The organism is Microbacterium elymi (genome assembly GCF_021582895.2).
GTDB lineage: Bacteria > Actinomycetota > Actinomycetes > Actinomycetales > Microbacteriaceae > Microbacterium > Microbacterium humicola.
This window is the reverse complement of record NZ_CP091139.2, coordinates 3,191,140-3,212,604: the sequence shown is the minus strand read 5'-3', so window position 1 is coordinate 3,212,604 and position 21,465 is coordinate 3,191,140. Positions and strand designations below refer to the sequence as shown.

Genomic DNA, 21,465 nt, shown 5'->3' with positions numbered 1-21,465 from the left:
CTGCGGGGATGGCGTGCTCGGGCTCAGTGACCGCTCCAGCCGCGCAACGTGCCGTCGGGCGAGGCGAACTTCGTGACCAGGGTGCAGTCCTTGCCGCCGAAGCCCTCGGACACGAGCTCGTCCAGCTGCCCGAGCGCGAGCTTCGCGGCCGGCAGATGGACGCCCGTGGTGTCGCCGGCCTGCACCGCCAGCGCGCAGTCCTTGCGGGCGAGATCCACCGAGAAGGTCGCGTCGAAGTCGTGGTTGGCCGCCGCGGTCGGCACGATGTCGGGAACCGGATACCAGGTGCGCTGCGCCCAGGACTGACCGGACGCCGCATTCGCGACGTTCCAGAACACGGCGTGGTCCAGGCCCAGCTGCTCGGCCAGTTGCGAGCCTTCGGCGACCGCCATCGTGGAGATGAACAGCATCATGTTGTTCACCAGCTTGGCGGCGATGCCCGCCGTCGCCTCGCCGCAGGCGATCACGTTGCCGGCCATCGGAGCGACGTACCCCCGTGCGCGCTCCACGTCATCGGCGGCGCCGCCGAGCATGAAGGCCAGCGAGTGCGCCTCGGCCCCCGCCGTGCCGCCCGAGACGGGACTGTCGACGAACGTGAAGCCGCGTGCGGTCGACTCGTCGTGGCACCAGCGCGAGGTCGCGACATCCACCGTCGAGGTGTCCATCAGCAGGGTGCCGGCCGCCGCGTGCGCCCAGATCCCGTCCGGCCCGTCGTATACCGAGCGCACATGCTGCGGCATCGGGAGGGAGGTGAAGCACGCCTCGGCGCCTTCGAGCGCCTCGGCGATCGAGCCGACCGTGGTCACGCCCCGCGCGGCCGCGACGGCGGCGCACTCCTCGGAGATGTCGTAGCCGCGCACGGTGTGTCCGGCAGCCACCAGGTTCCCGCTCATCGGCGCACCCATGTGCCCGAGTCCGATCCACGCGATCGTCGACATCCTGCCTCCTCGAAGGTGTCCGCGCGACGTCCCGCCGATGCGGATGCCACGTCGAAGCCAGGATAGGCACGAGAGGCACTGCAGATCAATGCACGAAGTTGCGGCATCCTTGCACCCTGAGTGTGCATTCCTGCACACTGGTCCCATGGTCCGCGAACCGGAGCCCGAGGCGCTGATGACGTTCCTCGCCGTCGCGCGCCTCGGGCGCTACACGGCCGCCGCCGAGGTGCTCGGGGTCAACCACTCGACCGTGTCGCGGCGGATCGCCGCCCTCGAGGAGGCCATGGGCGGACGCATCCTGGTGCGGACGACCGGAGGGTGGGAGATCACCGACCTCGGCCGGCGCGCGCTGACCACCGCCGAGAGCATCGAGGCGTCGCTGCGGGCGCTCGGCGAGGAGACCGGCGGCGACCCGGTGCAGGGGATGGTGCGCATCGCCGCGCCCGAGGCGTTCACCTCGGCGTTCCTCGTGCCGGCCGTGACCGCGCTCGCAGCACCGGCACCCGGGGCTGGCGGTCGAGCTGCTGGCCGCGACGCAGCGAGTGCGGCAGAACCGCTCGGGCGTGGACCTCGAGGTGGTCGTGGGACGACCGGCCGTGCACCGCGCGTTCGCCACGCCGGTGTGCGACTACTCGCTGCGGCTCTACGCGAGCCCGGCGTACCTGGAGCGCTGCGGGACCCCCGCCGCCCTGGACGAGCTGTCGCAGCGATCCGCTGATCTACTACGTCGAGTCGTCGCTGCAGGTGGACGAGCTCGACCGGGCGGTGCAGTCGCTGCCGACCTCTCCCCCGTCGATCCGGTCCACCAGCGTGTTCGCCCACGTCGAGGCCACGGCCGCCGGCGCCGGCATCGGGATGCTGCCGGACTTCCTGGCCGATCACGATGACCGGCTGGTCCCGGTGCTGCGCGACGCGTACGCGCACCCACTGTCGTACTGGGCGGTGGTCCGCGACGAGGGGCCGCGCAACGCCGCGATGGCCGCGACGCTGGACGCGGTGCACGAGCGCGTGCGGTCAGTGGCGGGGCTGCCCGAGTTTCCGGGCGTCTGCTCGCCGGCGCGCGCGTGGTCGAGCTCGGCGACCGCGGTGCGGACGGCATCCTCGGCCCGCTGCACCCGCCGGTGCGCCATCGTGGGGCTGCCGTGGCGGGCGCGCACCCGGTCCTGCTGCTCGGCGACGCCGACGATGATGTACGAGCAGGCGATCAGCAGCACCTGCGCAGACAGGTTCAGCCACAGCAGCAGCGCGATCAGCGACGCGAACGACGCCAGCAGCGGGTTGGATGACGCGCCCCGCACGAACAGGAACGACAGCTCGCCGAGCACGGTGAGGCCGACGCCGCCGACCAGCGCCCCGGGGATGATCGCGCGGGCGTTCGCGCGGACCCCGGCCAGCACGATGAACAGCAGCGCGACGATCACCGCGTCCAGGACGAACACGATCACGACCGAGGCCACTTGGGTCAGGACGACCGCGACCCCGGCGGAGGCCGGCCCGGCCCACTCACGCACCCCGTCCGCGAGCTGGGAGACCAGGAACGTGGCACCGGCGGAGGCCGCGAACCCGACGCCGATCGCGATCGCCAGCCCCAGGTTGCGCAGGCAGCACCCAGACGAAGAACACGTCGTCGTGGATCTGGTCGGCCAGCGTCCGCAGCGCGGTCCGGGTCGATGAGATGGCGCCCAGCGCGGCGCCCACCAGACCGACCAGACCGACGATCCCGGCGATCGTGAGCCCGGTGGGGGCCGTGATCGTGGACGGGTCGACGAGACCGCCGCTGCCCACCAGTCCGGGGATGACGGCGTTGACCGTCGTCTCCAGCCGCCGCATCGCGTCGGGGTTGCCGGCGAGCCAGGCCGCGGCGGCGCTGAAGCCGAGGAGCACCGCCGCGAACACGCTGAACAGAGTGCGGTAGGTGATGGCGTCCGCCAGCTGCGGCCCGCGGTGCTCGGTGTAGTGCAGGAAGGCGCGCACCGGCTTCAGACTGAGAGCCCACGCCGTGATCTTCCGCATCCGCTCGCGCACGGCACCACCCTAACCGCGACACGCCGACGCGTCTCCCCCGGGGCGCACGTCGACGGGATCCGGGTCGCCTAGGCTGGCGGAGGTTGCACGCGGCCGTCGACAGCCGGGCCCCCAGCCCGACGATGCGCTCGTTCCCCAGACGGGTCGTCGCGGCCGTCAACCGTGCGTGGGTGCCGCAACGTGTCGCGAGTCGGCGCGCGCGACACCCACGCACCTCTCGCACTCGCAAGTGCGGTGTCGAGCGCCTCGTGCGGCCCCCCAGAAGAACGGCCACACCGCTACGCCGCGGCACCCGCCTCCCCAGTTCGGCGGTGCGGCTTCACCCTAGCCGATCGGCGGCGCCCGGCGGCAGGAGACCGCGCCGGTTCACAGCGAACCACGAGGTTCGGCCGTGCCATCGCGCCCTATCCGCGCCGGGGGCTGACCGGTAGGATGAGCGTCGGGGAATGGGGAACGGGGGTTCACCGTGAGGGATCTTGCTCAGACGCTGGTGGAGGCTGGGGCCGTGGATGCCGCGCGGATGTCGACGCTGGTGCGCGACGTCGGCGACGGCGACCAGCTGCGCGAGAAGCTGCTGGAGGCGCGCCTGGTCACCGACCGGCAGATCGCCGAGGCGATCGCGCTGCACAGCAACCACCGGTTCGTCGACCTGACCGGCGCGACGCTCGACCCCGACACCATCGCCCTGGTTCCCGGGGCCCTGTGCCGCAAGTATCAGCTGATCCCGCTGCGAGCGGCCGCGCAACCGCCTCATCGTGGGGATGCTGGATCCCACCGACCTGATCGCCATCGACGACGTGACCAGCGTGGCCGACACGCAGATCGAGCCGGTCGTGGTGGCCGCCGACGCGCTCCAGCAGGCGTTCGAGCGGTATCTGCGCTCGGACGAGGAGCTGAGCGACCTGTCGGTGCAGATCGGCGAGGCGATAGCACCGGCCTCGTCGGCCGCGCACACCGAGTCGCTGGACGACGGCGACGACACCCCGATCATCCGGTTCGTGAACCTGCTGATCGCCCAGGCGATCAACGACCGGGCCAGCGACATCCACGTCGAGCCCGGCGAGCAGTACCTGACCGTGCGGTTCCGCATCGACGGGGTGCTGCACGAGATGCAGCGGGCCGACCCCGCGATCCAGGACGGCGTGATCTCGCGACTGAAGATCATGTCGTCGATCGACATCGCCGAGCGCCGCAAGCCGCAGGACGGGCGCCTGTCGGTGCGGCACGACGGCCGCCAGATCGACCTGCGGGTGGCGACCCTGCCGACAGTGTGGGGCGAGAAGATCGTGCTGCGCATCCTCGACACGACCGGCCAGGCCCTCGCGATGAGCGACCTCGAGTTCTCGGTCACCAACGAGCGCCGGTTCACCGCCGCGATCACCCGCCCGCACGGCATGGTGCTGGTCACCGGTCCGACCGGGTCGGGCAAGTCGACGACCCTGTACACCGCGCTTGCGCACGGTCGCCGATCCCACCGTCAACGTGATCACGGTCGAGGATCCGGTGGAGTTCCGGATCGCGGGGATCAACCAGGTGCAGGTGAACCAGCGGGCCGGGATGACGTTCCAGGCCGCGCTGCGGTCGATCCTGCGTGCCGACCCGGACGTCGTGCTGGTCGGCGAGATCCGCGACAACGAGACCGCGACGATCGCGATCGAGGCGGCGCTGACCGGCCACCTGCTGCTGTCGACGCTGCACACCAACGACGCGCCCAGCGCGATCACCCGCATGACCGAGATCGGATGCGAGCCGTTCCTCGTCGCCACCGCTCTGCAGGCGGTGGTCGCGCAGCGGCTGGCGCGCAAGCTGTGCACGCACTGCAAGCTGCCGTACACCGAGAACTCCGAGACGCTCGGCAGGCTGCGCTTCCCGCACGAGCACAACGATCCGCCGCAAGCTGTACAAGGCCGGCGGCTGCCCGTCGTGCTCGGGCACCGGCTTCCGCGGCCGGATCGCGCTGCACGAGGTGATGACGATGTCGGACGAGCTCGAGCAGCTGATCACCACGCACGCGACCGGCACCGCCCTGCGCCAAGTGGCCCTCGATCAGGGCATGGTGTCGCTGCGCGACGACGGCTGGAGCAAGGTCACGCAGGGTCTCACGACGATCGACGAGGTGCTCCGCGTCAGCGTCTGACGAGGGGCGGATGCCGCATCCCGGTCACTGTCGCACGCCGGGGAGTTTTCTCCCTTCCGCCGCGCGCCGGGCGTTCGTAGAGTGAGGCGTCACCGCCGGAGGCAGCGTCGTCACCAGCATCGGGACCGTCACGGTCATGCATCTGGGGAGCAGGCGCCGGATCGTCCCGTGATGCGTGCCACGCGCGGCCCACGGACCGGCACCGGCATGTGACCGACGCGGAGGAGTGGGGAGATCTCGCCGCGTCGGTCCGCGCCCGGTCTCTCCCGCGCGGGCGCGAACCCGGCCACCGCATCCGCGCGGCGCCGCTGGAAAGCGCCCGCGCATCCGTACACTGATGCTCGAGCATGGAAGCCGAGCACGTCATACGGGTGATCCTCGTGGAGGACCAGGCGCTTTTCCGTTCGCTGCTGGGTGATCTGATCCGTCGTGAGGACGGTTTCGCGCTGGTGGCGGCAACGGGAAGCGTCTCCGAGGCGCGCGCTCTGGCCAGCACCCGCGCGGTGGACGTGATGCTGATGGACGTCGAGCTTCCCGACGGGAACGGCTTCGCCCTGGCCCGCTCGCTGCGCGCCGCCCGCCCCGAGCTGGGCATCGTGCTGCTGAGCGGCCACGACGTGATGGACCTGCTGCTGGCCCTGCCCGAGTCCGAGCGGGCCGGATGGAGCTATCTGTCGAAGACGACATCCACGTCCCGACCCCTGCCGCTGCGCGCCCTGCACGCGAGCGCACGGGGCGCCAGCGTGCTCGACCCCGAGCTGATCGCCCGCCTGGCTCCGCGACGCGGCAGCGCCCTCGAAGCCCTCACCCCGCGTCAGCTGGATGCCCTGCGGCTGGTCGCCGAGGGGCTCTCCAACGCGGCCATCGCCCGCGAGATGGGCATCTCGGCGCACTCTGTCGACAACCTGCTGAACGCGGTCTACACCGCCCTCGGGGTGCGCAACGACGGCGAGCTGAACAGCCGGGTCGCCGCCGCGCTGCAAGCTCGTGCGCGACGGCGCCAGCACGACCGGCCGGTCGGGATGAGCCCCGCGTCGCCGCCGGCCGCCGCCGACCGCGACCGTCGCGAAGACCTCCGGGTGCTGCTTCTGACGGCGGGCGCGCTGCTGACCACGTTCGCGATCGGGTCGACGGTGCAGGCGGTCTTCGTGTTCCGCCCCCTGCGGCTCAGCGCCGCGCAGCTCGCCGCGCAGGACGCGCTCCTGCCCACCCGGCTGCTGATCGGCCTGGCGACCGTGGGGTTCGTCCTGCTGGTGTGCGCGCTCGTGCGCCTGCCCGAGCGCCGGCTCGGCGCCGTGTTCGCCCTGCTCATGGGCACCGCCGTCATCGCCGGCGTCGGGCGTCACCTCGTCCAGCTGTGGATCGGCGTCTACGCGCAGCCGTCGGTCAACGCCGGCGTCACCGAGATCGCCTCGGTCTTCGTGGTCGTGATCGTCTCGCTCCTGCTGGCGCTTGCGCAGGTGCGCGCCCGGGTGCGCCTGCGCGAGCACGAGCGCGCCGCCGCCGAGCAGCGCACGCGCGCCTCGGTCGCCCTCGCCGAGCTGGCCGCCGAAGAGATGCGCGTGCGCCGCGAGGTCGCCGAGGGACTGCACGGCACCCTGCAGGGCCGGCTGGTGCTGACCCAGACCGCGCTCGGCGGGCTGATCGACCACGGCCGGGACGAGGGATGGGATGCTGCCGCACTCGATCGGCTCGACGGCATCCGTCGTGACCTCGACACGATGCGTGAGCACGACGTCCGCGAGCTGAGCCAGCTCGTGTACCCGGTCGGCGTCGATGTGAGCCTCGCGCACGCGGTGCGCAGCCTGGTGCGTCGGGTGCCCGCCGACATCGCCGTGACGGCCCAGGTCGCGCCCGAGGCCGATCACGCCCTGGACGGCGATCACGCCGATGCCGTCAGCGCGCGCATCGCCCTGGTGCGCGCCGTCGAGGAGGGCATCACGAACGCGCTCCGGCACGGTGCGGCGACCGGCATCGACATCCTCATCCGGCTCGACGGCGCGCCCGGGGCCGAGCGCGTCATCCTCACCGTCGACGACGACGGTGCCGGCCTGCCGGCACTCCCCCGGTGGAACGGCCTGGCCCGCCTCGCGGAGCGCCTCGAGCGGCACGGCGGCCGCGCGGTGCTGGAGGCGTCGCCGCGGGGCGGGGCCCGCCTGCGCGTGGAGCTGCCGGCCGCCGGTCGGTGAGCGCCGCCGGTCGGCGCGAGGTCAGCCGGTCTGGCTGAGGTCGCCGTACAGGGTGAAGATCGGCAGGTAGAGCGAGATGACCATGCCGCCGATGATCACGCCGATGCCGACGATCAGCACGGGCTCGATGGTGGAGGTGAGCTGGGCGGCCGCCGTCTCGACCTCGTTCTCGTAGAAGTCCGCGATGCTGGCGAGCATCTCGGCGAGCGTGCCGGACTCCTCGCCCACCGCGACCATCTGGGCGACCATCTGCGGGAAGACCTCGGCCTTGGCCAGCGGGCCGGCGAACGACTTGCCCTGGCGCACGGAGTCCTGGATGTCGGCGACGGCCCGCTCGATCTTCCAGTTGTTCGAGGCCTGGCCGACGATCGACAGGGCGTTCAGCAGCGGAACGCCGGCGTCGAGCATCATCGACAGGCTGCGCGAGAACCGCGCGACGGCGATCTTGGTGGCCAGCGGCCCGAACACCGGCATCTTCAGCTTGATCGGGTCGACCCGGCGCCGCACGGCCTCGGTGTCCTTCTTGGCCTGCCACCAGACCGAGCCGCCGATGACCAGGACGATCAGCAGCGGCAGGATCCACACCATGTTGTGCGAGGTCACGACCAGGATCTGCGTGGGCAGCGGCAGCGACTTGCCGATCCCGGCGAACATGCCCTCGAACACCGGCACCACGAACGTGACCATCGCGACCACGCCGAGGATCGCGATGATCAGCACGACCATCGGGTAGGTGGTGGCCGACTTGATCTTGTTGTGCAGGTCGGCCTCTTTGGCGTACGTCTCGGCCACCGAGGTCAGCGCGTCCCCGAGGAAGCCGCCGGTCTCACCCACCCGGACCAGGCTCACCAGCAGCGGCGGGAACACCTCGGGCTGACGGGCGAGGGCCGCCGAGAACGCGGCGCCCGATTCGACGTCGGCCTGCACCGCGACCAGCGCCGACTGCAGCCGCTTGTCCTCGGACTGCTCGACGAGGATGCCGATGGTCCGCATCAGCGGCAGTCCGGCGTTGATCAGCCCGGCCATCTGCTTGGTGAACACGGCCAGCGTCTCGGACTTGACCTTGCGGCGGAATCCCGGGATCGAGATGTCCATGTTCAGCCCGGTCTTCGAGACCGCGGCCACGTCCAGCGGGGTGAGCCCCTGCGCGCGCAGCTTGTTCGCGACGGCCGTCTCGCTGGCCGCCTCGAGGGTGCCCTTCACGATGCCGCCGCCCGCGGCGTCGTGCGCCCGGTAGGAGTACTCCTGGATGAGTGCCATGATCCTGCCTCACTGCCCCCGGGTGAGCTGCCAGCTGTCGGCGTTGCTCGACCATGCCTCGGCGTCGAAGTCGCGTGCGCGCATGCGGACCCCTTCCAGCGAGGACGGGTCGACCGCGTAGGCGGTCGCGACCTGGCGCGAGATCGTGCCCTCTTCGACCAGGCGCTTCAGGTCCTGGTCGAGGGTGTGCATGCCCAGGGCCGAGCCGGACTGCAGCGCCGAGTACAGCTTGCGCGATCTGGCCCTCGCGGATCATGTTCGCCACCGCCGGGGTGTTCACCAGCACCTCGGTCGCGATCGTGCGGCCGGTGGTCTGCGCGCGTGGCAGCAGGGTCTGGCTGATGATGCCCTGCAGGGTGTCGCCGAGCTGCGAGCGCACCTGGTCCTGCTGGTGCGACGGGAACGCGTCCACGATGCGGTTGATGCTCTTGGTGGCGCCCTGGGTGTGCAGGGTCGACAGCACCAGGTGGCCGGTCTCGGCGGCCGACAGGGCGGTCGCGATGGACTCGGGGTCGCGGAGCTCGCCGACCAGGATGACGTCGGGGTCCTGGCGGAGCACGCGGCGCAGGGCTTCGGAGAAGGATGCCGTGTCCGAGCCGATCTCGCGCTGGTGGATGAGCGCGGTGCGGCTGGAGTGCTGGAACTCGATCGGGTCCTCGACCGTGATCACGTGGGCCGGCAGGGACGAGTTGATGATGTCGACCATCGCGGTGAGGGTGGTCGACTTGCCCGAGCCGGTGGGGCCGGTGACCAGGACCAGCCCGCGCGGCTTGAGCGCGAACTCGCGGATGATCGGCGGGGCGCCCAGCGCGTCGAGCGAGAACACCGTGCTCGGGATGAGGCGCAGCGCGACCGCGACCGCCCCGAGCTGCCGGAACACGTTCACGCGGAATCGGCCGACCCCGGCGACGGAGTACGACAGGTCGACCTCGCCGGACTCCATGAACTCGGTGAACCGCTCGCGCGGCATGATGCGCGACAGTGCCGGTTCGAGCCAGTCCATCGTGAGCGCGTCGGGGAACTCGGGGATCGACACCAGGTCGCCGTCCACGCGCATCAGCGCGGGCTGGTTCTCGGTGAGGTGCACGTCGGAGGCGCGCGCCTCGGCGGCTGCCTTCAGCAGCAGGTCGACGGGGGGACGGTCTCGAACATGGGATTCCTCACTCGGCCGGGCTGATGAAGGCGAGGGCGTCGACGGTCAGCGTGTAGGTGGCGGCGGTGTCGCCCGATGCCGCCGTCCCGGTCAGCGCCGAGTGCGTGACGGCGATCAGCCGCGGCCCCTTGCGCAAGCTCGTCCAGGAACCTCGCCGCCGCATCCGGAGACGGCACGGTGACGGTGATCGTGAACGGCGCCTGGCTTGCGCGGGTCGGCGGCGGGTGCCGGCGCCGGGGTCGCCGCGCCGCCGGCGGCTGCGGCATCCGTCGTCGCCGCATCGGTGGCGGAAGAGCCGGATGCTGCCGCGTCGGTGGAGCTGGTGGCGGCGGGCGCCGGGGTCGGCGCGGCGGCCTTGCCGTCCTCGCCCACGGTGGTGCGCGGCGCGAACGACTCGGTGTCGGCGGCCGTCATCTGCGTGATGGTCGACTTCGTGGCCGCGGCGGCCGTGATCGCGATCTCGAAGGCATCGTCCAGTCGGCCCTGCGCGGTGATCTGCCGGCGCAACTGGGCGACCTCCTGCTGGGTCTGCGGCAGGTTCTTCTTGGCCGCCTGCAGCGCCTGCACCTGGATGTCGTAGCCCTGGTTGGTCTGGGTCACCTGGGCGGTCTGGCCGTCGGTGGTGACGGACTGCGAATACAGCGGCAGGGCGACCGCGACGACCCCGATGACGACGACCGCGAGGACGACGAGCAGACCGAGGAGGTTGATGAGCTGCTTGGGAGCGACATCACTTCTCCTTCTTCGCGTACAGGCCGGTGTAGGCGGTCTGGTCGAGCGTGGCCGACAGCTGGTAGGTGTATGTCGGCTTCTCACCGTCGGCGGTGGCCGCGGTGAGGTCGACGGCGTCGGCGTCGATGACGCCCTCGGCGCTGCGGATCCCGCGCACCGTCGCGACGATGTCTATCGGCGTGGTGCTGGTGACGGTAAGGGTCGCGGTGACCCCGGCCTGGGTGTCGGGGGCGTCGCCGTCGGCCGGCAGCGCGCCGGTCGTCATGTCCCACCCGGTGACCTGCGCGTTGCCGGGGACGAGGTGCTCGAGCTTGTCGAAGACCGGCGCCCATGCGACATCCGTCCCCATCGCCTGGGTGCGGTACGTCTCGAGGTCCTTCTGCAGGGCGCGGGTCTTGCTCACGTCCGAGAGGCCGGAGAGCTGTCCGAGCAGATCGGTGGTCCGGGCGTTCTCGGTCGCCAGCCGCTGATCGGCGAGGACGTTCAGCGCATAGGTGCCGGCCGAGGCGGCTGCGACCAGGACGACGGCCAGGACGACGCCGCCGAGCCAGCGGCGGGCCAGCCCCGAGCGGTCGCGGCGCTCGATCTCGCTGCGCGGCAGCAGATTGACGCGCGGGACCGGATTGAAGCCGGGCAGGGCGGCGGCACGTGAGAAGGCCATCAGCGCCCTCCGTCCAGGGCGATGCCGGCGGTGCCGACGAGGTTGAGGGCGAGGTCGGCCGAGCCCAGCTCGATCGAGCGCGAGTGGACCACCTCTTCGGCGGTGACCGGCGCCAGTCGCGCATCGATCGCCGAGGCGAGGGCGTCCACGACTCCGGGCACCGCGACGCCGGCGCCGCACAGGCGCACGGTGTCGACGCGCGCCCCGCCGGGGCGGTTCGCGTGGAACTCGAGGGTGTTGCGGATGCGGGCGGCGAGGTCGGTGATCGCGGCGCCCGAGGCGGATGCGGCGCGCAGGGCGGCCCGGCCCGCGCAGCGGGGTCTGCTCCGGCGGCACCGTCTCGAGGATGGCGTCGGCCTCGGCGACCGCCTGCATGCGGGCCGCGACGGCGGCCGTCTCGAGGTCGGCGGGGATGATGCGCACGAACTGCGGGGCGCCGTCGACGGTGACCACGACGTAGCTGGTGTGGTCGCCGATGTGCACGACGGCCAGGCACTCCCCCGGTTCGGCGAGGACCTTCGCGGCGCGGGCGAGTCCGAACGGCACCAGGTCGACGGCATCCACGTGCAGCTTGGCCTTGGCGAGCGTGGTGATGAGGTCTTCGATCGTCTCTGAGACCGCGGCGACCAGCAGGCCGTGCAGCATCCCGTCTGCCTGCGCCATCGGGTAGAAGTCGAGCACGGCCTGGTTGACCGGCACCGGCAGCAGCTCCTGCACCTGGAACGGCAGCGCCTGCTCGAGCAGCTGGGGGCTCATCGCCTGGGTGGAGTGCTCGCGCACGATGATGCGGCGGCTGCCGACGCCGAGGGTGACGTTGTGCGCACTGATGCCGGCGCGGCTCCACAGCTGCCGGAGCGCGAGGGCCACGGCATCCTGGTCGAGGACCTCGGAGTCCTTCGCGGCGTCGGGCGGCAGCGGGATCTCTCCCGCCGCGACGATGCGCGGGTTGCCGCCGCGGGTCAGCTCGACCGCGCGGACGCTCTCTTCGGTGATCTCGACGCCGACGATCGTCTTCGCCATCTCACACGTCCCTTCCGGCGCTGTGGCGCCTCACGTCATCCATGCAGCAGTCCCAGATACCAGGCGCCGAGGGCGGGGCCGGCGAAGATGCCGACCCAGGCGCCGGCGAGCATCCACGGCCCGAACGGGATCGCGGTGCGCCGCGAGGCGCGTCGGCTGACCAGCAGGGCGATGCCGAAGATGCCGCCGAGCAGGAACGCGGCGAATGCGCCGACGATCAGGCTCGCCCAGCCGAGCCAGCCGAGGTAGAGGCCGAGCACGCCGGCAAGCTTGACATCGCCGCCGCCCATGCCGCCGGGGCGGATGAATCGGAGCAGCGCATAGAAGAGGTACATCACGACCATGCCGACGCCCGCGCGGATGAGCGCGTCCCAGTCGGCGGTGAACAGGGATGCCGCGCCCAGCAGCACGATCGCGACGATATAGCTGGGCAGCACGATGCTGTTCGGCAGCCGGTGCACGTCCAGGTCGATCAGCGTGAGCGCGATGCTGATCGCGGCGAGGTAGAGGAAGGCGACGAGCACCAGCCACACCGCCGGCTCAGCGAGCGAGATCCCTGAGCGAGCGAAGCGAGACGAAGGGCCGAGACCTCCCAGCATCCACCACGCCACCGCGACGAAGGCGATGCCGGTGGCCAGTTCGATCGCCGGGTACTGGGCTGAGATCCGCTGTCCGCAGTCGGAGCATTTGCCGCGCAAGCGCGAACCACGAGACGACGGGGATGTTCTGCCAGGGCTTGACCGTGGCGTCGCAGTTGGGGCAGCGGCTCTCGCGCGTGAGCGGGATGCCGGCGGGGACGCGGTATGCGACCACGTTCAAGAACGACCCGATCACGAGGCCGAACAGGCCGGCGAAGACCAGGGTGAAGGCGAGGACGGGGGTGGTCATGGGATGTCCCGCTGGGAGATGAGGCCACCGAGCACGGTCATCGTGGCGCCGGATCCCGAGCCGCCAGGGCCCGTGCCCCATTGCCCGGGAAGCGCCATCTTCGACGTGTAGATCGTGATGTCGCCGCCGTCGTTCAGGCTGCCGCTGTACATCGCTCCGGTCCACGTGCCGCCGTTGCCGACGGTGATGTCGCACGGCGTGTACATCATCGTGTTCACCGTCACCGAGATGGAGGCGTCCGTGACGATCTTGTAGTCGGGCGTGTTCTTCTTGCCCGTGGCCGCACAGGTCGGAGTGTTGTCGGCCGTCGTGTCCGGGACGATGAACCAGGACTGCGGGTCCGTACCCGGCTTCGGCGAGAGATTGAGCGTGCCCAGCGTGTAGTGGTTCGCGATGAAGACGAGGTTGACGCCGAGCGTGGCCGTCGAGTTCGCGCCCTGCGCGGTGTCCATCCCGCCGCTGCAGGCGCGGGCGTCGACGACCGTGTTCTTCGTCAGGCCCGTCACATACGAGGTCCAGAACGTGTTGAACTTGCCCGTCCAGTTGGTGCAGTTGTACGGAGTAGACGTACTCGTCAGCGTGACGATGTCATACCCCGGCCAATCGGCGCTGAGCGTCGAAGCCGGGTAGTCGAACCACGGCTCGAGGCTCGGCTGGCCCAGTGTCGTCGACCAGAGGATGCCGCCCTTGACGTGGGTGTTCTCGGATGCCGGCGACTTCAGGTTGTTGCCCCAGCCGGCCGTCACCGTCGCCGTGGAGGGCACCGTGAGCGACCCGGTGATCCCGGGCGAACCTGCGACCAGCACGTTTCCGACCACCGCCGCTCCCCCCTGAACCACGTCGCTGTTGTTGAGGTAGAGCGCGTATCCGCTCGCCGGGTTCAGCCCGCCGGCGTACACGCTGCCCTGAATGGTGCATCCTGACTGACCCTGGATCGACCCCTTCGTGATGATGTTGCCCGGCACGATCGTCTTGCACTCGAACAGCCCACCGCCGGGGAACAGGATCGTGGCGAGATCCCCGCCGGTCTGTGCCATGACGTGATTGGTGAAGTACACCGAGTCCGAGCCGGAGTTGAAGAAGACGAGTTCCGCCTCGCCCGACATCGCCGGCGAGATCGTGTAGTCGTAGACCGCCTGCAGGGTGGTCGTACGACCATCGGCACCCGTACCGATCGAGCGGAAGGTCACCTTCCCACCTTCGCAGGTGCTCGTGACGGAGTAAACGGGGACGGTGCCGGAGAGGTGCACATCGCAGACGGCGCCCGTGCGGTGCGCGCCGGTGATGGCCGCGGCCATGCCGGCGTCGGCGGCAGCGCGGGACTGAACCGTCCCACGACTGTGCACGAGACCGCTCGTCGTGTTCGTCACGATGGCGGCAAGAGCGAGGCCGCCGATGCTCAGCACCATCATGATGATGAGCACGACGACGAGCGTCGAGCCGCTCTCATCGTGTATGCGTCGCATGGCACGCTCTCTCACCAGCACGAGCTCACCGCGCCGTCGGTCTTGGCCTGTGCGATCACTGATCCGGTGATCGGCAGGGTCACCGTCCCCGCCGTCACGGTGAATCGATAGTCCAGTTGCGTGCCGGTGAGCGTGAAGGGCACTCCCCCGCCCTCCACGCTCACCGACGCGTTGTCCCCTTGAGCATCCGCTGGACCGATCAGCGGAGTCCATGTTGTGTCGACCGTCCCGGGCGCGGCGGTGCCGTGCTTGTAGACGATCGCCTTTTGGTCGGTGAGAGCCCAGGCTCGGCACTCCCACCCCGTTGTTCCGGTCGCGACCCGTGCCACCAGCATCCCGCCGTCCACGTGGACGGCGTCCGCGTTGCGGATGGATGCCTGCAGCATGTCGGTCACGACCTGAGCCTTTCCTGTCGCCACATCCCGATCACGGGTGTTCGTCTGCGACGTGATCCCCGAGATGAACAGTGAAGCGAGAATCCCTGCGAACAGGGCCCCGACGGCGATGTAGATGATGAGTTCGACGAGTGTGATGCCCGCGTCCCAGCCGCGCGGCGCCGTCTTCGAGCTGGTCATGTCGCGTTCACCACGATCAGCGTGGGCAGCGACACGAGCGTGTGACCGCCCTTGTCCGTCACCGCCACCGTCATCGCCACCGTTCCCGGCAGCGTGCTCGGGCACCCGGACGTGGTCACCTTCGCCGACAGGCCACTCCCGGTCGGTCCGGGAATGCCCGAGATCAGCGGCTGAGACGATGCGAGCGTGATGCCCGTGGCATCCGCCCCCGTCTTCAACTTCACGATGCTCTGCGCGAGCGCCGTGCAGGTGGACGTCGTCGAGTCGTTGGGATACAAGGTGCGGATGGCCGAGACCTGCGCGTTCGCGAGGCTCGTCGCCGCCACCAGCGACTTGTTCGTGGAACTTGTCCGGGTCACTCCCACCAGCAGAGGGAGCAGGGCGAGTGCGATGACCGCAAGCAGGAACATCGCGATGATCAGTTCGACCATGCTGAAGCCGTCGGCCGTGCCGCGACGATGTTCGTGTTGACGCATTGCGCTCACCCCCTCCCCACAAGGCAGTGCTGGCTTATCCCGGGGTCGGCGTTCGGGTCGCCGGCCCCGGGAAGTGGTGGGCTGCTGCAGGCCGGGGCCCGAAGCGATTGCCTTCGTACCCGCCGCCAGGTGATCGGCATCCACGCCACCACCGGAAGTGATCTTGACGCAAACGGTGTCGACCTTGCCAGTCGTACCCGACACAGCGAATACGAGCGCCGGGCTGAAGTTCTTGTTCAGGCCGGACAGATCGGCCGCCGTTCCGGCGGTTCCTGAAGTCGGGTCCAGCGTCGGGTCTTGCGCCATGCCGGACGTCAACTGAGTCGCAGCATTGGCCGCGGCGGTCGCGGCAGCGTTATTGCGGGCATCCTGCTGGACGTTCAGGAAGATCGGGATGGCGATCGCGGCGAGGATGCCGAGGATCACGACGACGATGATGAGCTCGATGAGCGAGAAGCCGGCTTCGCCGTCTTCCTTGCGGGCCTTGTCGGCCTCGATCATGTTGTGGATGGTGCGCATGGAATGCTCCTGATTGGTGTAGGTCGATGCCGACCACGGGCGCGCCAAAGCGAACGCAACCGCAGCCAGAAATGGCATCCAGAGCTGCTCCCCATGACCAGCCCTCTGACGCTGAACATTAGAGCGTTCTCATGTTAACCGTCAAACGATTCCATGGTAACGATTCCGTAACGGCAAATAAACACCCGTTCAAGTGCTACTTCCGGGGTCCGAAGAAATCCGCCCAGGCAAGGAGATCTCTCCTCACGTGAGCGGTTTCTCATCTTCGAGTCCGGGCGCCAGCATCCCGTGCGGTCGTGACACAGTGAAGGCATGCGTGCACAAGAACTCGACCGCGTCGTCGACGCCTCCGTCACCGCCGGAGCCCCGCTCGTCATCGCCGGCCTGACCGATCCGGATGCCACCACCTACCTGCACGCGGCCGGCGCCGATGCCGCCGCCGATACGGTGATCGCGCTGTATTCGGCGACCAAGGCGTTCACCGCCACGGCCGCGCTGCAGTGCGTCGAAGACGGGCTCATCGACCTCGACGCCCCCGCCCGCGAGTACGTCCCCGAGATCGCCGAGCTGCAGGTGCTCACCGAGCTCGACGATGACGGCGCGGTCCGCACGCGGCCCCCGGTGCGCGACATCACATCGCGGATGCTGCTGCTGCACACCTCCGGCCTTGCGTACGACATGTTCGACAAGCGGTATGCGATCCTCGCGCGCGAGCGGATGCGGCATCCGTCTGCCACTCCGCTTGCGGGATTCGCTCCACACGCCGCTGCTTCATGACCCGGGCGAGCGGTGGACGTACGGCACATCGATGGACTGGATCGGCCTGATCGTCGCGGCTGTGCGCGGAAAACGGCTGGAGGATGTCTTCGCCGAGCGGATCTATGCTCCCTGCGGCATGACCTCGACCTCGTTCGACGTGACGCCCGCCATGCGCACCCGATTGGCGACCGTCCACCGTCGACAGCGCGACGGGTCGATCGTGCCGACGAAGGTGTCGCCGCCGGACACGCCTGAGCTCGATATGGGCGGCCAGGGGCTGTTCTCGACCGTTCCCGACCTGCTGGCGCTTGCGCGTGTGGCTCGGCGACGGCTCGGCACCGGGCGGGCAGGTGCTCCGGCCCGAGACCATCCGGTGGGCTGTGCAGGGAGCGCCCGGGATTCACCCCACTCCCCTGCCCTCGGCGATTCCGGCGCTGACGCGCGAGGCCGACTTCTTTCCGGGCAGCGCAGAGTCGTGGGCGTACTCGTTCCTGCGCAACGACGACGATGTGCTCGGCGGGCGCCGGGCCGGCTCGCTCACGTGGGCCGGCCTGCCCAACGTCTTCTACTGGATCGACCGCGCCTCGGGCGTGGCGGCAGTCTGGGCCGCTCAGCGCTTGCCGTTCTTCGATCCGGTGGCGGAGGAGGGCGTCGCGGCGTTCGAGCGTGCCGTGTATGCGTAGGTGGTGCCGTCAGCGCGTGCACGCAGCGGGTGTCAGAGAGCGAGTGAGAGACGAAGCCCGGCCGCGATTTCATCACGGTATGCCGGAGGCAGCACCGCAACCGTCTCGACGATGCGGGTGACATCGACTGTCGCCAGCTGGGTGACCACGGCGACCGAATCGCGGCGCAACCGGGTCACGGCCGATGGCAGCAGGACGTTTCCCGGATACTCAGCCAGATCGAGGTTCGATGTGAGCGCAACCAGCATGGTCGTAGCCAGCCGCGATGCGTTGAACCGATCGTCCTGGATGATCACGGCCGGACGCCGCTTGGCAGATCCGCTGTCGATGGCGGCTCCCAGATCGACGATGACGACCTCACCGCGCCTCACCACGCGTCGTCGTCCAGCACGCCGAACACAGCGGCGGCATCGGCGGCCCACGCCCGCCGTTCTTCGGTGGCACGTGCCCCAGATCGGGCGATGGCCGCATCCAGTCGCGCCGTGACGTCGTCGCCGTCAAGCTCGGCGAGATACCGCTGTGCGGCGGTCGCGAAGAACGCCGAGCGGCTCACTCCGAGACGCTCGACTTGTTGCTCCACCCGACGGAACACGTCGTCAGGGAGCGAGATCGCAGTCTTCACGATCCAAGTATAACCCGGTATGACTCAGTCTCGGAGGGCCCTGGCGTTCGAGCGTGCCGTGTACCACGAGTGACGTAGCTGCGTTCGGACTACATCGCTTCCTCCCCAGGCGGGGCCTGAAATCGGTTCTCCACAGATTTGCGCATTTCCTTGATCCTGTCTCGTAGCTCTGTACCATTGAAGTATGGAGAACGGGCTCAGCGGACTCGCCACCGACCTCGCCGCGCTGCAGGCGGCGTGGGCGGGCAACCGCGCGGTCCCGGCATCCGAGCTCACCCGCCCCCAGCTGGTCGAGGTGCTCGATCGCCTCGGCGACATGTCGCGCCGGCTCGACAGCGTCCGGGCCGAGGTCGCGACCGAAATCGATCGTGAGTCGAGGCCCGAACTCGGCGCCGATTCCCTCGCCAAGCAGCAGGGTATCGAAGCCCCGCCGCGATGATCGCCGCCACCACGGGAATCGGCACCGGCGACGCCAACCGGCTCGTGACCGTGGGCAAGGCCATCGCCCCGCGACAGACACTCACCGGCGAACCGCTCCCCGCCCGGCATCCGCATGTCGCCGCCGGCGTGAAGGCCGGTCGACTCGGGCAGCAGGCCGCCTCGATGATCATCGGGATGCTGGAGCGCGTGGCGGTGCGATCGTCAGCGGAGGAGCGCGAGGTCGCCGAACGCACCCTGGTGGAGCGGGCGCCCGGGCTCTCGCTCGATCAGCTTGCGCAAGCTCGTCGTCCATGCCGAGGCCTGGCTCGACCAGGACGGCGCCGCGCCCTCTGAGCGTGAGAAGCACGGCGAACGCTTCCTGCGGATGTACGAACGTGACGGCTTCCTGTACTTCGACGGCAAGGTCGAGATCGTCTCCGGCGCACCCCTGAAGACGGCGGTCGAAGAACTCGTCTCGGCGGCGTTCCGTGCGACCAAGCAGGACGTGGTCCAGGGCGACGACGATGCGATCCGCCCCACGGTGGCGCAGCTGCAGGCGGATGCCCTCCTCCTCCTCGCCGAGCACGCACTCGGATGCGAGCACGACGACCTGCCGCTGAACGGAGCGACGGTGGTCGTCCGGATGACGCTCCAGACGCTCACCGACGGCCTGGGGCTGGCGCAGATCGACGGGGTCGACAAGCCCATCTCTCCCAAGGCGGCCCGGCATCTCGCGGCGACGTCGGGAATCATCCCGGTCGTCCTCGACGGAGCCTCCGAGGTCATGGACTGGGGTCGCGAGAAGCGCCTCTTCACCAAGGCGCAGCGTCTGGCTCTCGCCGAGCGGGACGGCGGTTGCGCGATGTGCAACCTCCCAGTGCACATGACCAAGGCGCATCACCTGAACTGGTGGCTGCGAGATCGCGGCAGAACCAACATCGACGAGGGCGTGCTGCTCTGCGAGTCGTGTCATCATCGGATCCACGACAACGGCTGGGAGATCGAGATCGAAGGCCGCGGCGTGACCGCGCGGGTCTGGTTCATCCCACCGCCGACGGTCGACTCGTCACGCACTCGGCGTCTGGGCGGCAGAGCCCGGTTCGACTACGCCGCCTGATGCCGGGGGTGGGGTGTGCCTGCGCCGCGCCGCCGTCTCCGCGCCGTCTCAGCGCCGTCTCCGTGACTCAGCGTGACCGCCGCGCCGCCGCCCTCTCAGCACCGCGTCATCGCCGTCTCAGCGCCTGCCTCGCACGCAGCGCCGCCTCACCACTGCGGGTGGATCTGCTCCCGCAGGCGCCGGTCGTACACGTCGTGCACGACGGCGTCGAACGCCGACAGGTCCAGCGCCGAGCCCGGCTCGAGCAGAGCGGCCGCGTCAGCATTCGCCGTGGCCTGGGCCACGCTGCGCGCACCGGGGATCACGGCCGTGATGCCGGGACGCGACGCGATCCACGCCAGCGACGCCGCCGGCAGACTCACGCCCTCCGGAAGAGCGGCCGCGAGCTCATCTGCGGCGACCAGCCCGGTCTCGTACTCGACCCCCGAGAACGTCTCGCCGCGGTCGAACGCCTCACCGTGCCGGTTGAAGCTGCGGTGGTCGTTCTCCGCGAAGCTCGTCGTGGCCGTGTACCTGCCGCTGAGCAGCCCCGACGCCAGCGGCACTCGCGCGAAGATCGCCACGCCGGCAGCGGCGGCGGCCGGCAGCACCTCGTCGAGCGGCTTCAGCCGAAACGGGTTGACGATGATCTGCACGTTCGTCACGCCGTGCGCGATCGCGGTCAGCGCCTGCGCACACGTCTCGACAGAGACGCCATAGGCGGCGATGGCGCCGTCGGCGACCAGGGACTCCAGAGCGTCGTAGGTCGCGGCATCCTCGATCACCTGGGTGGGCGGGCAGTGCAGGCTGCACCAGATCCAGCGTGTCGACGCCCAGGTTGCGCCGGCTGCGATCGGTCCACGCGCGGAAGTTCTCGGCCGAGTAGTTCTCCGGCCGCTGATCGAGGCGGCGGCCCATCTTGGTCGCCACCGTGACGCCGTGACCCCGCCGCGCCGCGAGGAAGCGCCCGATCAGCGCCTCGGACCGCCCATCACCGTAGACGTCGGCCGTGTCGAACAGGGTGACGCCATGATCGGCGGATGCCGCGAGCACGGCGAGCGCGTCATCCTCACTGACATCTCCCCAGTCCGCGCCCAGCTGCCAGGTGCCCAGTCCGATCGCCGAGACGTCACGCCCGGTGCGGGCCAGGGAGTTGTATCGCATGGATCCAGCCTGGCACAGCCGATCGAAGTGCCGCACATCGCCGGCCGGCGTCAGTTCGTGCGGTTGAGCTGTCGCTGTTGCGCATGATGAGGCGGGATCGTGTGCAGCGGCGACAGATGAACCGGGGGTCCGGGCGCTTCGTCTCGTCGCTGCGCTCCTCGCTCAGCGAGCTGTCATCTCCCGGGCGCTTCGTCTCGTCGCTGCGCTCCTCGCTCAGCGAGCTGGCGGGTGCTGCGCTCCTCGCTCAGCGAGCTGGCGGGTGCTGCGCTCCTCGCTCAGCGAGCTGGGGTGCGGGCAGCTGTGGACAGTCTGCGCTGTGAAGGAACCAGTTCCCGATATGCTCTGGCCGTGCGACTTGGCGCAGATGAGACCTTCTACGTCCTGGGGCTTCCCTGGTGGCCATTCGACGGCGCCGTGACCGCCGCTCTGATCGCCGGGCTGTTCGGCCTGATCGCCGGCTGGTGGGGGTATCGCAGGCTGAAAGCCTCAGAGAACCAACAGGTCGCGACACAGCGGCAGGTCCAGGGGGAAGCGCAGGACTTCCAGCAGAAGCTGCACGACGAGGTCATCGATGCGACGACGCGCAAGCTCTGAGCGCGAGCAGATGTTCGTCGATCTGCGCAGAGCGGAAGATGCATTGTCCCGCGAAGACCCCACTGGATGGGTGTTCGCCGGAGTCATC

23 protein-coding genes and 11 pseudogenes are annotated in these 21,465 nt (G+C 69.8%); 15 read left to right on the top strand and 19 right to left on the bottom strand.

Going from position 1 to position 21,465, the window contains the following annotated elements:
• Positions 1-23 precede the first annotated feature (23 nt).
• Positions 24-938, bottom strand: coding sequence for an NAD(P)-dependent oxidoreductase (locus L2X98_RS17545; RefSeq protein WP_259611740.1), 915 nt, complete (start codon positions 936-938; stop codon positions 24-26).
• Here L2X98_RS17545 and L2X98_RS21890 point away from each other — a divergent pair.
• From L2X98_RS21890 to L2X98_RS21880, 3 pseudogenes are all read left to right on the top strand, one after another.
• A pseudogene (locus L2X98_RS21890) lies at positions 904-1,221 on the top strand (helix-turn-helix domain-containing protein); the annotation flags it as partial. The gene L2X98_RS17545 and the pseudogene L2X98_RS21890 overlap by 35 nt on opposite strands.
• A gap of 259 nt (positions 1,222-1,480) precedes the next feature.
• A pseudogene (locus L2X98_RS21885) lies at positions 1,481-1,588 on the top strand (LysR family transcriptional regulator); the annotation flags it as partial.
• Positions 1,589-1,682: 94 nt separating this feature from the next.
• Positions 1,683-1,889: pseudogene (locus tag L2X98_RS21880) on the top strand (LysR substrate-binding domain-containing protein); the annotation flags it as partial.
• Here L2X98_RS21880 and L2X98_RS21875 read toward each other — a convergent pair.
• From L2X98_RS21875 to L2X98_RS17525, 3 genes are all read right to left on the bottom strand, one after another.
• Positions 1,817-2,473 (bottom strand): YhjD/YihY/BrkB family envelope integrity protein, encoded by a 657-nt coding sequence (locus L2X98_RS21875; RefSeq protein WP_494337248.1) that lies wholly within the window; start codon positions 2,471-2,473, stop codon positions 1,817-1,819. The pseudogene L2X98_RS21880 and the gene L2X98_RS21875 sit on opposite strands and share 73 nt — an antisense overlap.
• Positions 2,442-2,963: a YhjD/YihY/BrkB family envelope integrity protein gene (locus L2X98_RS17530; RefSeq protein ID WP_259611739.1), complete on the bottom strand. Its 522-nt coding sequence runs from the start codon at positions 2,961-2,963 to the stop codon at positions 2,442-2,444. The genes L2X98_RS21875 and L2X98_RS17530 overlap by 32 nt, the downstream gene beginning before the upstream one ends.
• 480 nt (positions 2,964-3,443) lie before the next feature.
• A complete protein-coding gene (locus tag L2X98_RS17525; protein WP_259613428.1) occupies positions 3,444-3,596 on the bottom strand; it encodes a hypothetical protein in 153 nt (50 codons plus the stop codon).
• Between the two features lie 128 nt (positions 3,597-3,724).
• Here L2X98_RS17525 and L2X98_RS17515 point away from each other — a divergent pair.
• The 4 genes and pseudogenes from L2X98_RS17515 to L2X98_RS17500 all read left to right on the top strand — a co-directional run.
• A pseudogene (locus L2X98_RS17515) lies at positions 3,725-4,360 on the top strand (GspE/PulE family protein); the annotation flags it as partial.
• An 85-nt stretch (positions 4,361-4,445) separates the two neighbouring features.
• A pseudogene (locus L2X98_RS17510) lies at positions 4,446-4,751 on the top strand (GspE/PulE family protein); the annotation flags it as partial.
• A gap of 97 nt (positions 4,752-4,848) precedes the next feature.
• On the top strand, positions 4,849-5,100 hold the full coding sequence (locus L2X98_RS22525) for an ATPase, T2SS/T4P/T4SS family (RefSeq protein WP_435526287.1): 252 nt from the start codon (positions 4,849-4,851) through the stop codon (positions 5,098-5,100).
• A gap of 347 nt (positions 5,101-5,447) precedes the next feature.
• The gene (locus tag L2X98_RS17500; protein ID WP_259611738.1) at positions 5,448-7,289 is read left to right on the top strand and encodes a response regulator; all 1,842 of its coding nucleotides are present in this window, start codon (positions 5,448-5,450) and stop codon (positions 7,287-7,289) included.
• A gap of 21 nt (positions 7,290-7,310) precedes the next feature.
• Here L2X98_RS17500 and L2X98_RS17495 read toward each other — a convergent pair whose 3' ends face one another.
• The 12 genes and pseudogenes from L2X98_RS17495 to L2X98_RS19495 all read right to left on the bottom strand — a co-directional run bounded on the left by L2X98_RS17495 (position 7,311) and on the right by L2X98_RS19495 (position 16,039).
• The gene (locus L2X98_RS17495) at positions 7,311-8,282 is read right to left on the bottom strand and encodes a type II secretion system F family protein (protein ID WP_354002843.1); all 972 of its coding nucleotides are present in this window, start codon (positions 8,280-8,282) and stop codon (positions 7,311-7,313) included.
• A gap of 186 nt (positions 8,283-8,468) precedes the next feature.
• Positions 8,469-8,549 (bottom strand): annotated as a pseudogene (locus tag L2X98_RS22710) (hypothetical protein); the annotation flags it as partial.
• 289 nt (positions 8,550-8,838) lie between these two features.
• Positions 8,839-9,636: pseudogene (locus L2X98_RS17490) on the bottom strand (type IV pilus twitching motility protein PilT); the annotation flags it as partial.
• 73 nt (positions 9,637-9,709) lie between these two features.
• Entirely contained in the window at positions 9,710-9,838 is a 129-nt protein-coding gene (locus L2X98_RS17485; RefSeq protein WP_259611736.1) for a hypothetical protein, read from the bottom strand.
• Positions 9,817-10,518 (bottom strand): hypothetical protein, encoded by a 702-nt coding sequence (locus L2X98_RS17480; protein ID WP_259611735.1) that lies wholly within the window; start codon positions 10,516-10,518, stop codon positions 9,817-9,819. Before L2X98_RS17480 ends, L2X98_RS17485 begins: the two co-directional genes overlap by 22 nt.
• Positions 10,433-12,115 (bottom strand): type IV pilus biogenesis protein PilM, encoded by a 1,683-nt coding sequence (gene pilM / locus L2X98_RS17475; RefSeq protein WP_259611734.1) that lies wholly within the window; start codon positions 12,113-12,115, stop codon positions 10,433-10,435. The genes L2X98_RS17480 and pilM overlap by 86 nt, the downstream gene beginning before the upstream one ends.
• 35 nt (positions 12,116-12,150) lie before the next feature.
• Complete coding sequence (locus L2X98_RS21870) at positions 12,151-12,648, bottom strand: prepilin peptidase (RefSeq protein ID WP_354003080.1); 498 nt, start codon at positions 12,646-12,648, stop codon at positions 12,151-12,153.
• A 111-nt stretch (positions 12,649-12,759) separates the two neighbouring features.
• A pseudogene (locus L2X98_RS21865) lies at positions 12,760-12,813 on the bottom strand (hypothetical protein); the annotation flags it as partial.
• 61 nt (positions 12,814-12,874) lie between these two features.
• A pseudogene (locus L2X98_RS21860) lies at positions 12,875-13,003 on the bottom strand (prepilin peptidase); the annotation flags it as partial.
• Positions 13,000-14,469, bottom strand: a complete 1,470-nt coding sequence (locus L2X98_RS17465; RefSeq protein ID WP_259611733.1) for a type IV pilus modification PilV family protein — start codon at positions 14,467-14,469, stop codon at positions 13,000-13,002. The gene L2X98_RS17465 and the pseudogene L2X98_RS21860, both read right to left, overlap by 4 nt.
• Positions 14,470-14,480: 11 nt before the next feature.
• Positions 14,481-15,044, bottom strand: a complete 564-nt coding sequence (locus L2X98_RS17460) for a type IV pilus modification PilV family protein (protein WP_259611732.1) — start codon at positions 15,042-15,044, stop codon at positions 14,481-14,483.
• Positions 15,041-16,039 carry a type IV pilin protein gene (locus L2X98_RS19495; RefSeq protein WP_290427309.1) on the bottom strand — a complete coding sequence of 333 codons (999 nt, stop codon included), beginning with the start codon at positions 16,037-16,039 and terminating at the stop codon, positions 15,041-15,043. The genes L2X98_RS17460 and L2X98_RS19495 overlap by 4 nt, the downstream gene beginning before the upstream one ends.
• 312 nt (positions 16,040-16,351) lie before the next feature.
• Between L2X98_RS19495 and L2X98_RS17445 the strand changes: the two genes are divergently transcribed.
• The 3 genes and pseudogenes from L2X98_RS17445 (at position 16,352) to L2X98_RS17435 (ending at position 17,481) form a co-directional block, all read left to right on the top strand.
• Entirely contained in the window at positions 16,352-16,816 is a 465-nt protein-coding gene (locus L2X98_RS17445; RefSeq protein ID WP_259611731.1) for a beta-lactamase family protein, read from the top strand.
• Positions 16,734-17,084 (top strand): annotated as a pseudogene (locus tag L2X98_RS21855) (serine hydrolase); the annotation flags it as partial. The gene L2X98_RS17445 and the pseudogene L2X98_RS21855, both read left to right, overlap by 83 nt.
• A gap of 22 nt (positions 17,085-17,106) precedes the next feature.
• Positions 17,107-17,481: a hypothetical protein gene (locus L2X98_RS17435; RefSeq protein ID WP_259611729.1), complete on the top strand. Its 375-nt coding sequence runs from the start codon at positions 17,107-17,109 to the stop codon at positions 17,479-17,481.
• Positions 17,482-17,513: 32 nt separating this feature from the next.
• Here the strand turns inward: L2X98_RS17435 and L2X98_RS17430 are convergent, their stop codons facing one another.
• Both L2X98_RS17430 and L2X98_RS17425 read right to left on the bottom strand, forming a co-directional pair.
• Complete coding sequence (locus tag L2X98_RS17430; RefSeq protein ID WP_259611728.1) at positions 17,514-17,852, bottom strand: type II toxin-antitoxin system PemK/MazF family toxin; 339 nt, start codon at positions 17,850-17,852, stop codon at positions 17,514-17,516.
• Entirely contained in the window at positions 17,849-18,103 is a 255-nt protein-coding gene (locus L2X98_RS17425; protein ID WP_259611727.1) for a type II toxin-antitoxin system HicB family antitoxin, read from the bottom strand. The genes L2X98_RS17430 and L2X98_RS17425 overlap by 4 nt, the downstream gene beginning before the upstream one ends.
• A gap of 184 nt (positions 18,104-18,287) precedes the next feature.
• On the opposite strand from L2X98_RS17425, the gene L2X98_RS17420 reads away from it, so the two are divergent.
• Genes L2X98_RS17420 through L2X98_RS17410 form a run of 3 tightly spaced genes read left to right on the top strand, consistent with a single transcriptional unit; the run spans position 18,288 to position 19,640 of the window.
• Entirely contained in the window at positions 18,288-18,542 is a 255-nt protein-coding gene (locus L2X98_RS17420; RefSeq protein ID WP_259611726.1) for a hypothetical protein, read from the top strand.
• A complete protein-coding gene (locus L2X98_RS17415; RefSeq protein WP_259611725.1) occupies positions 18,539-18,877 on the top strand; it encodes a 13E12 repeat family protein in 339 nt (112 codons plus the stop codon). Before L2X98_RS17420 ends, L2X98_RS17415 begins: the two co-directional genes overlap by 4 nt.
• Positions 18,816-19,640 (top strand): HNH endonuclease signature motif containing protein, encoded by an 825-nt coding sequence (locus L2X98_RS17410; RefSeq protein WP_259611724.1) that lies wholly within the window; start codon positions 18,816-18,818, stop codon positions 19,638-19,640. The genes L2X98_RS17415 and L2X98_RS17410 overlap by 62 nt, the downstream gene beginning before the upstream one ends.
• A 146-nt stretch (positions 19,641-19,786) precedes the next feature.
• Here the strand turns inward: L2X98_RS17410 and L2X98_RS17405 are convergent.
• A pseudogene (locus L2X98_RS17405) lies at positions 19,787-20,783 on the bottom strand (aldo/keto reductase).
• A 116-nt stretch (positions 20,784-20,899) separates the two neighbouring features.
• On the opposite strand from L2X98_RS17405, the gene L2X98_RS17400 reads away from it, so the two are divergent.
• Both L2X98_RS17400 and L2X98_RS17395 read left to right on the top strand, forming a co-directional pair.
• The gene (locus L2X98_RS17400; RefSeq protein WP_259611723.1) at positions 20,900-21,103 is read left to right on the top strand and encodes a hypothetical protein; all 204 of its coding nucleotides are present in this window, start codon (positions 20,900-20,902) and stop codon (positions 21,101-21,103) included.
• A gap of 94 nt (positions 21,104-21,197) precedes the next feature.
• Positions 21,198-21,377 (top strand): hypothetical protein, encoded by a 180-nt coding sequence (locus L2X98_RS17395; protein ID WP_259611722.1) that lies wholly within the window; start codon positions 21,198-21,200, stop codon positions 21,375-21,377.
• The last annotated feature ends 88 nt before the right edge of the window (positions 21,378-21,465 follow it).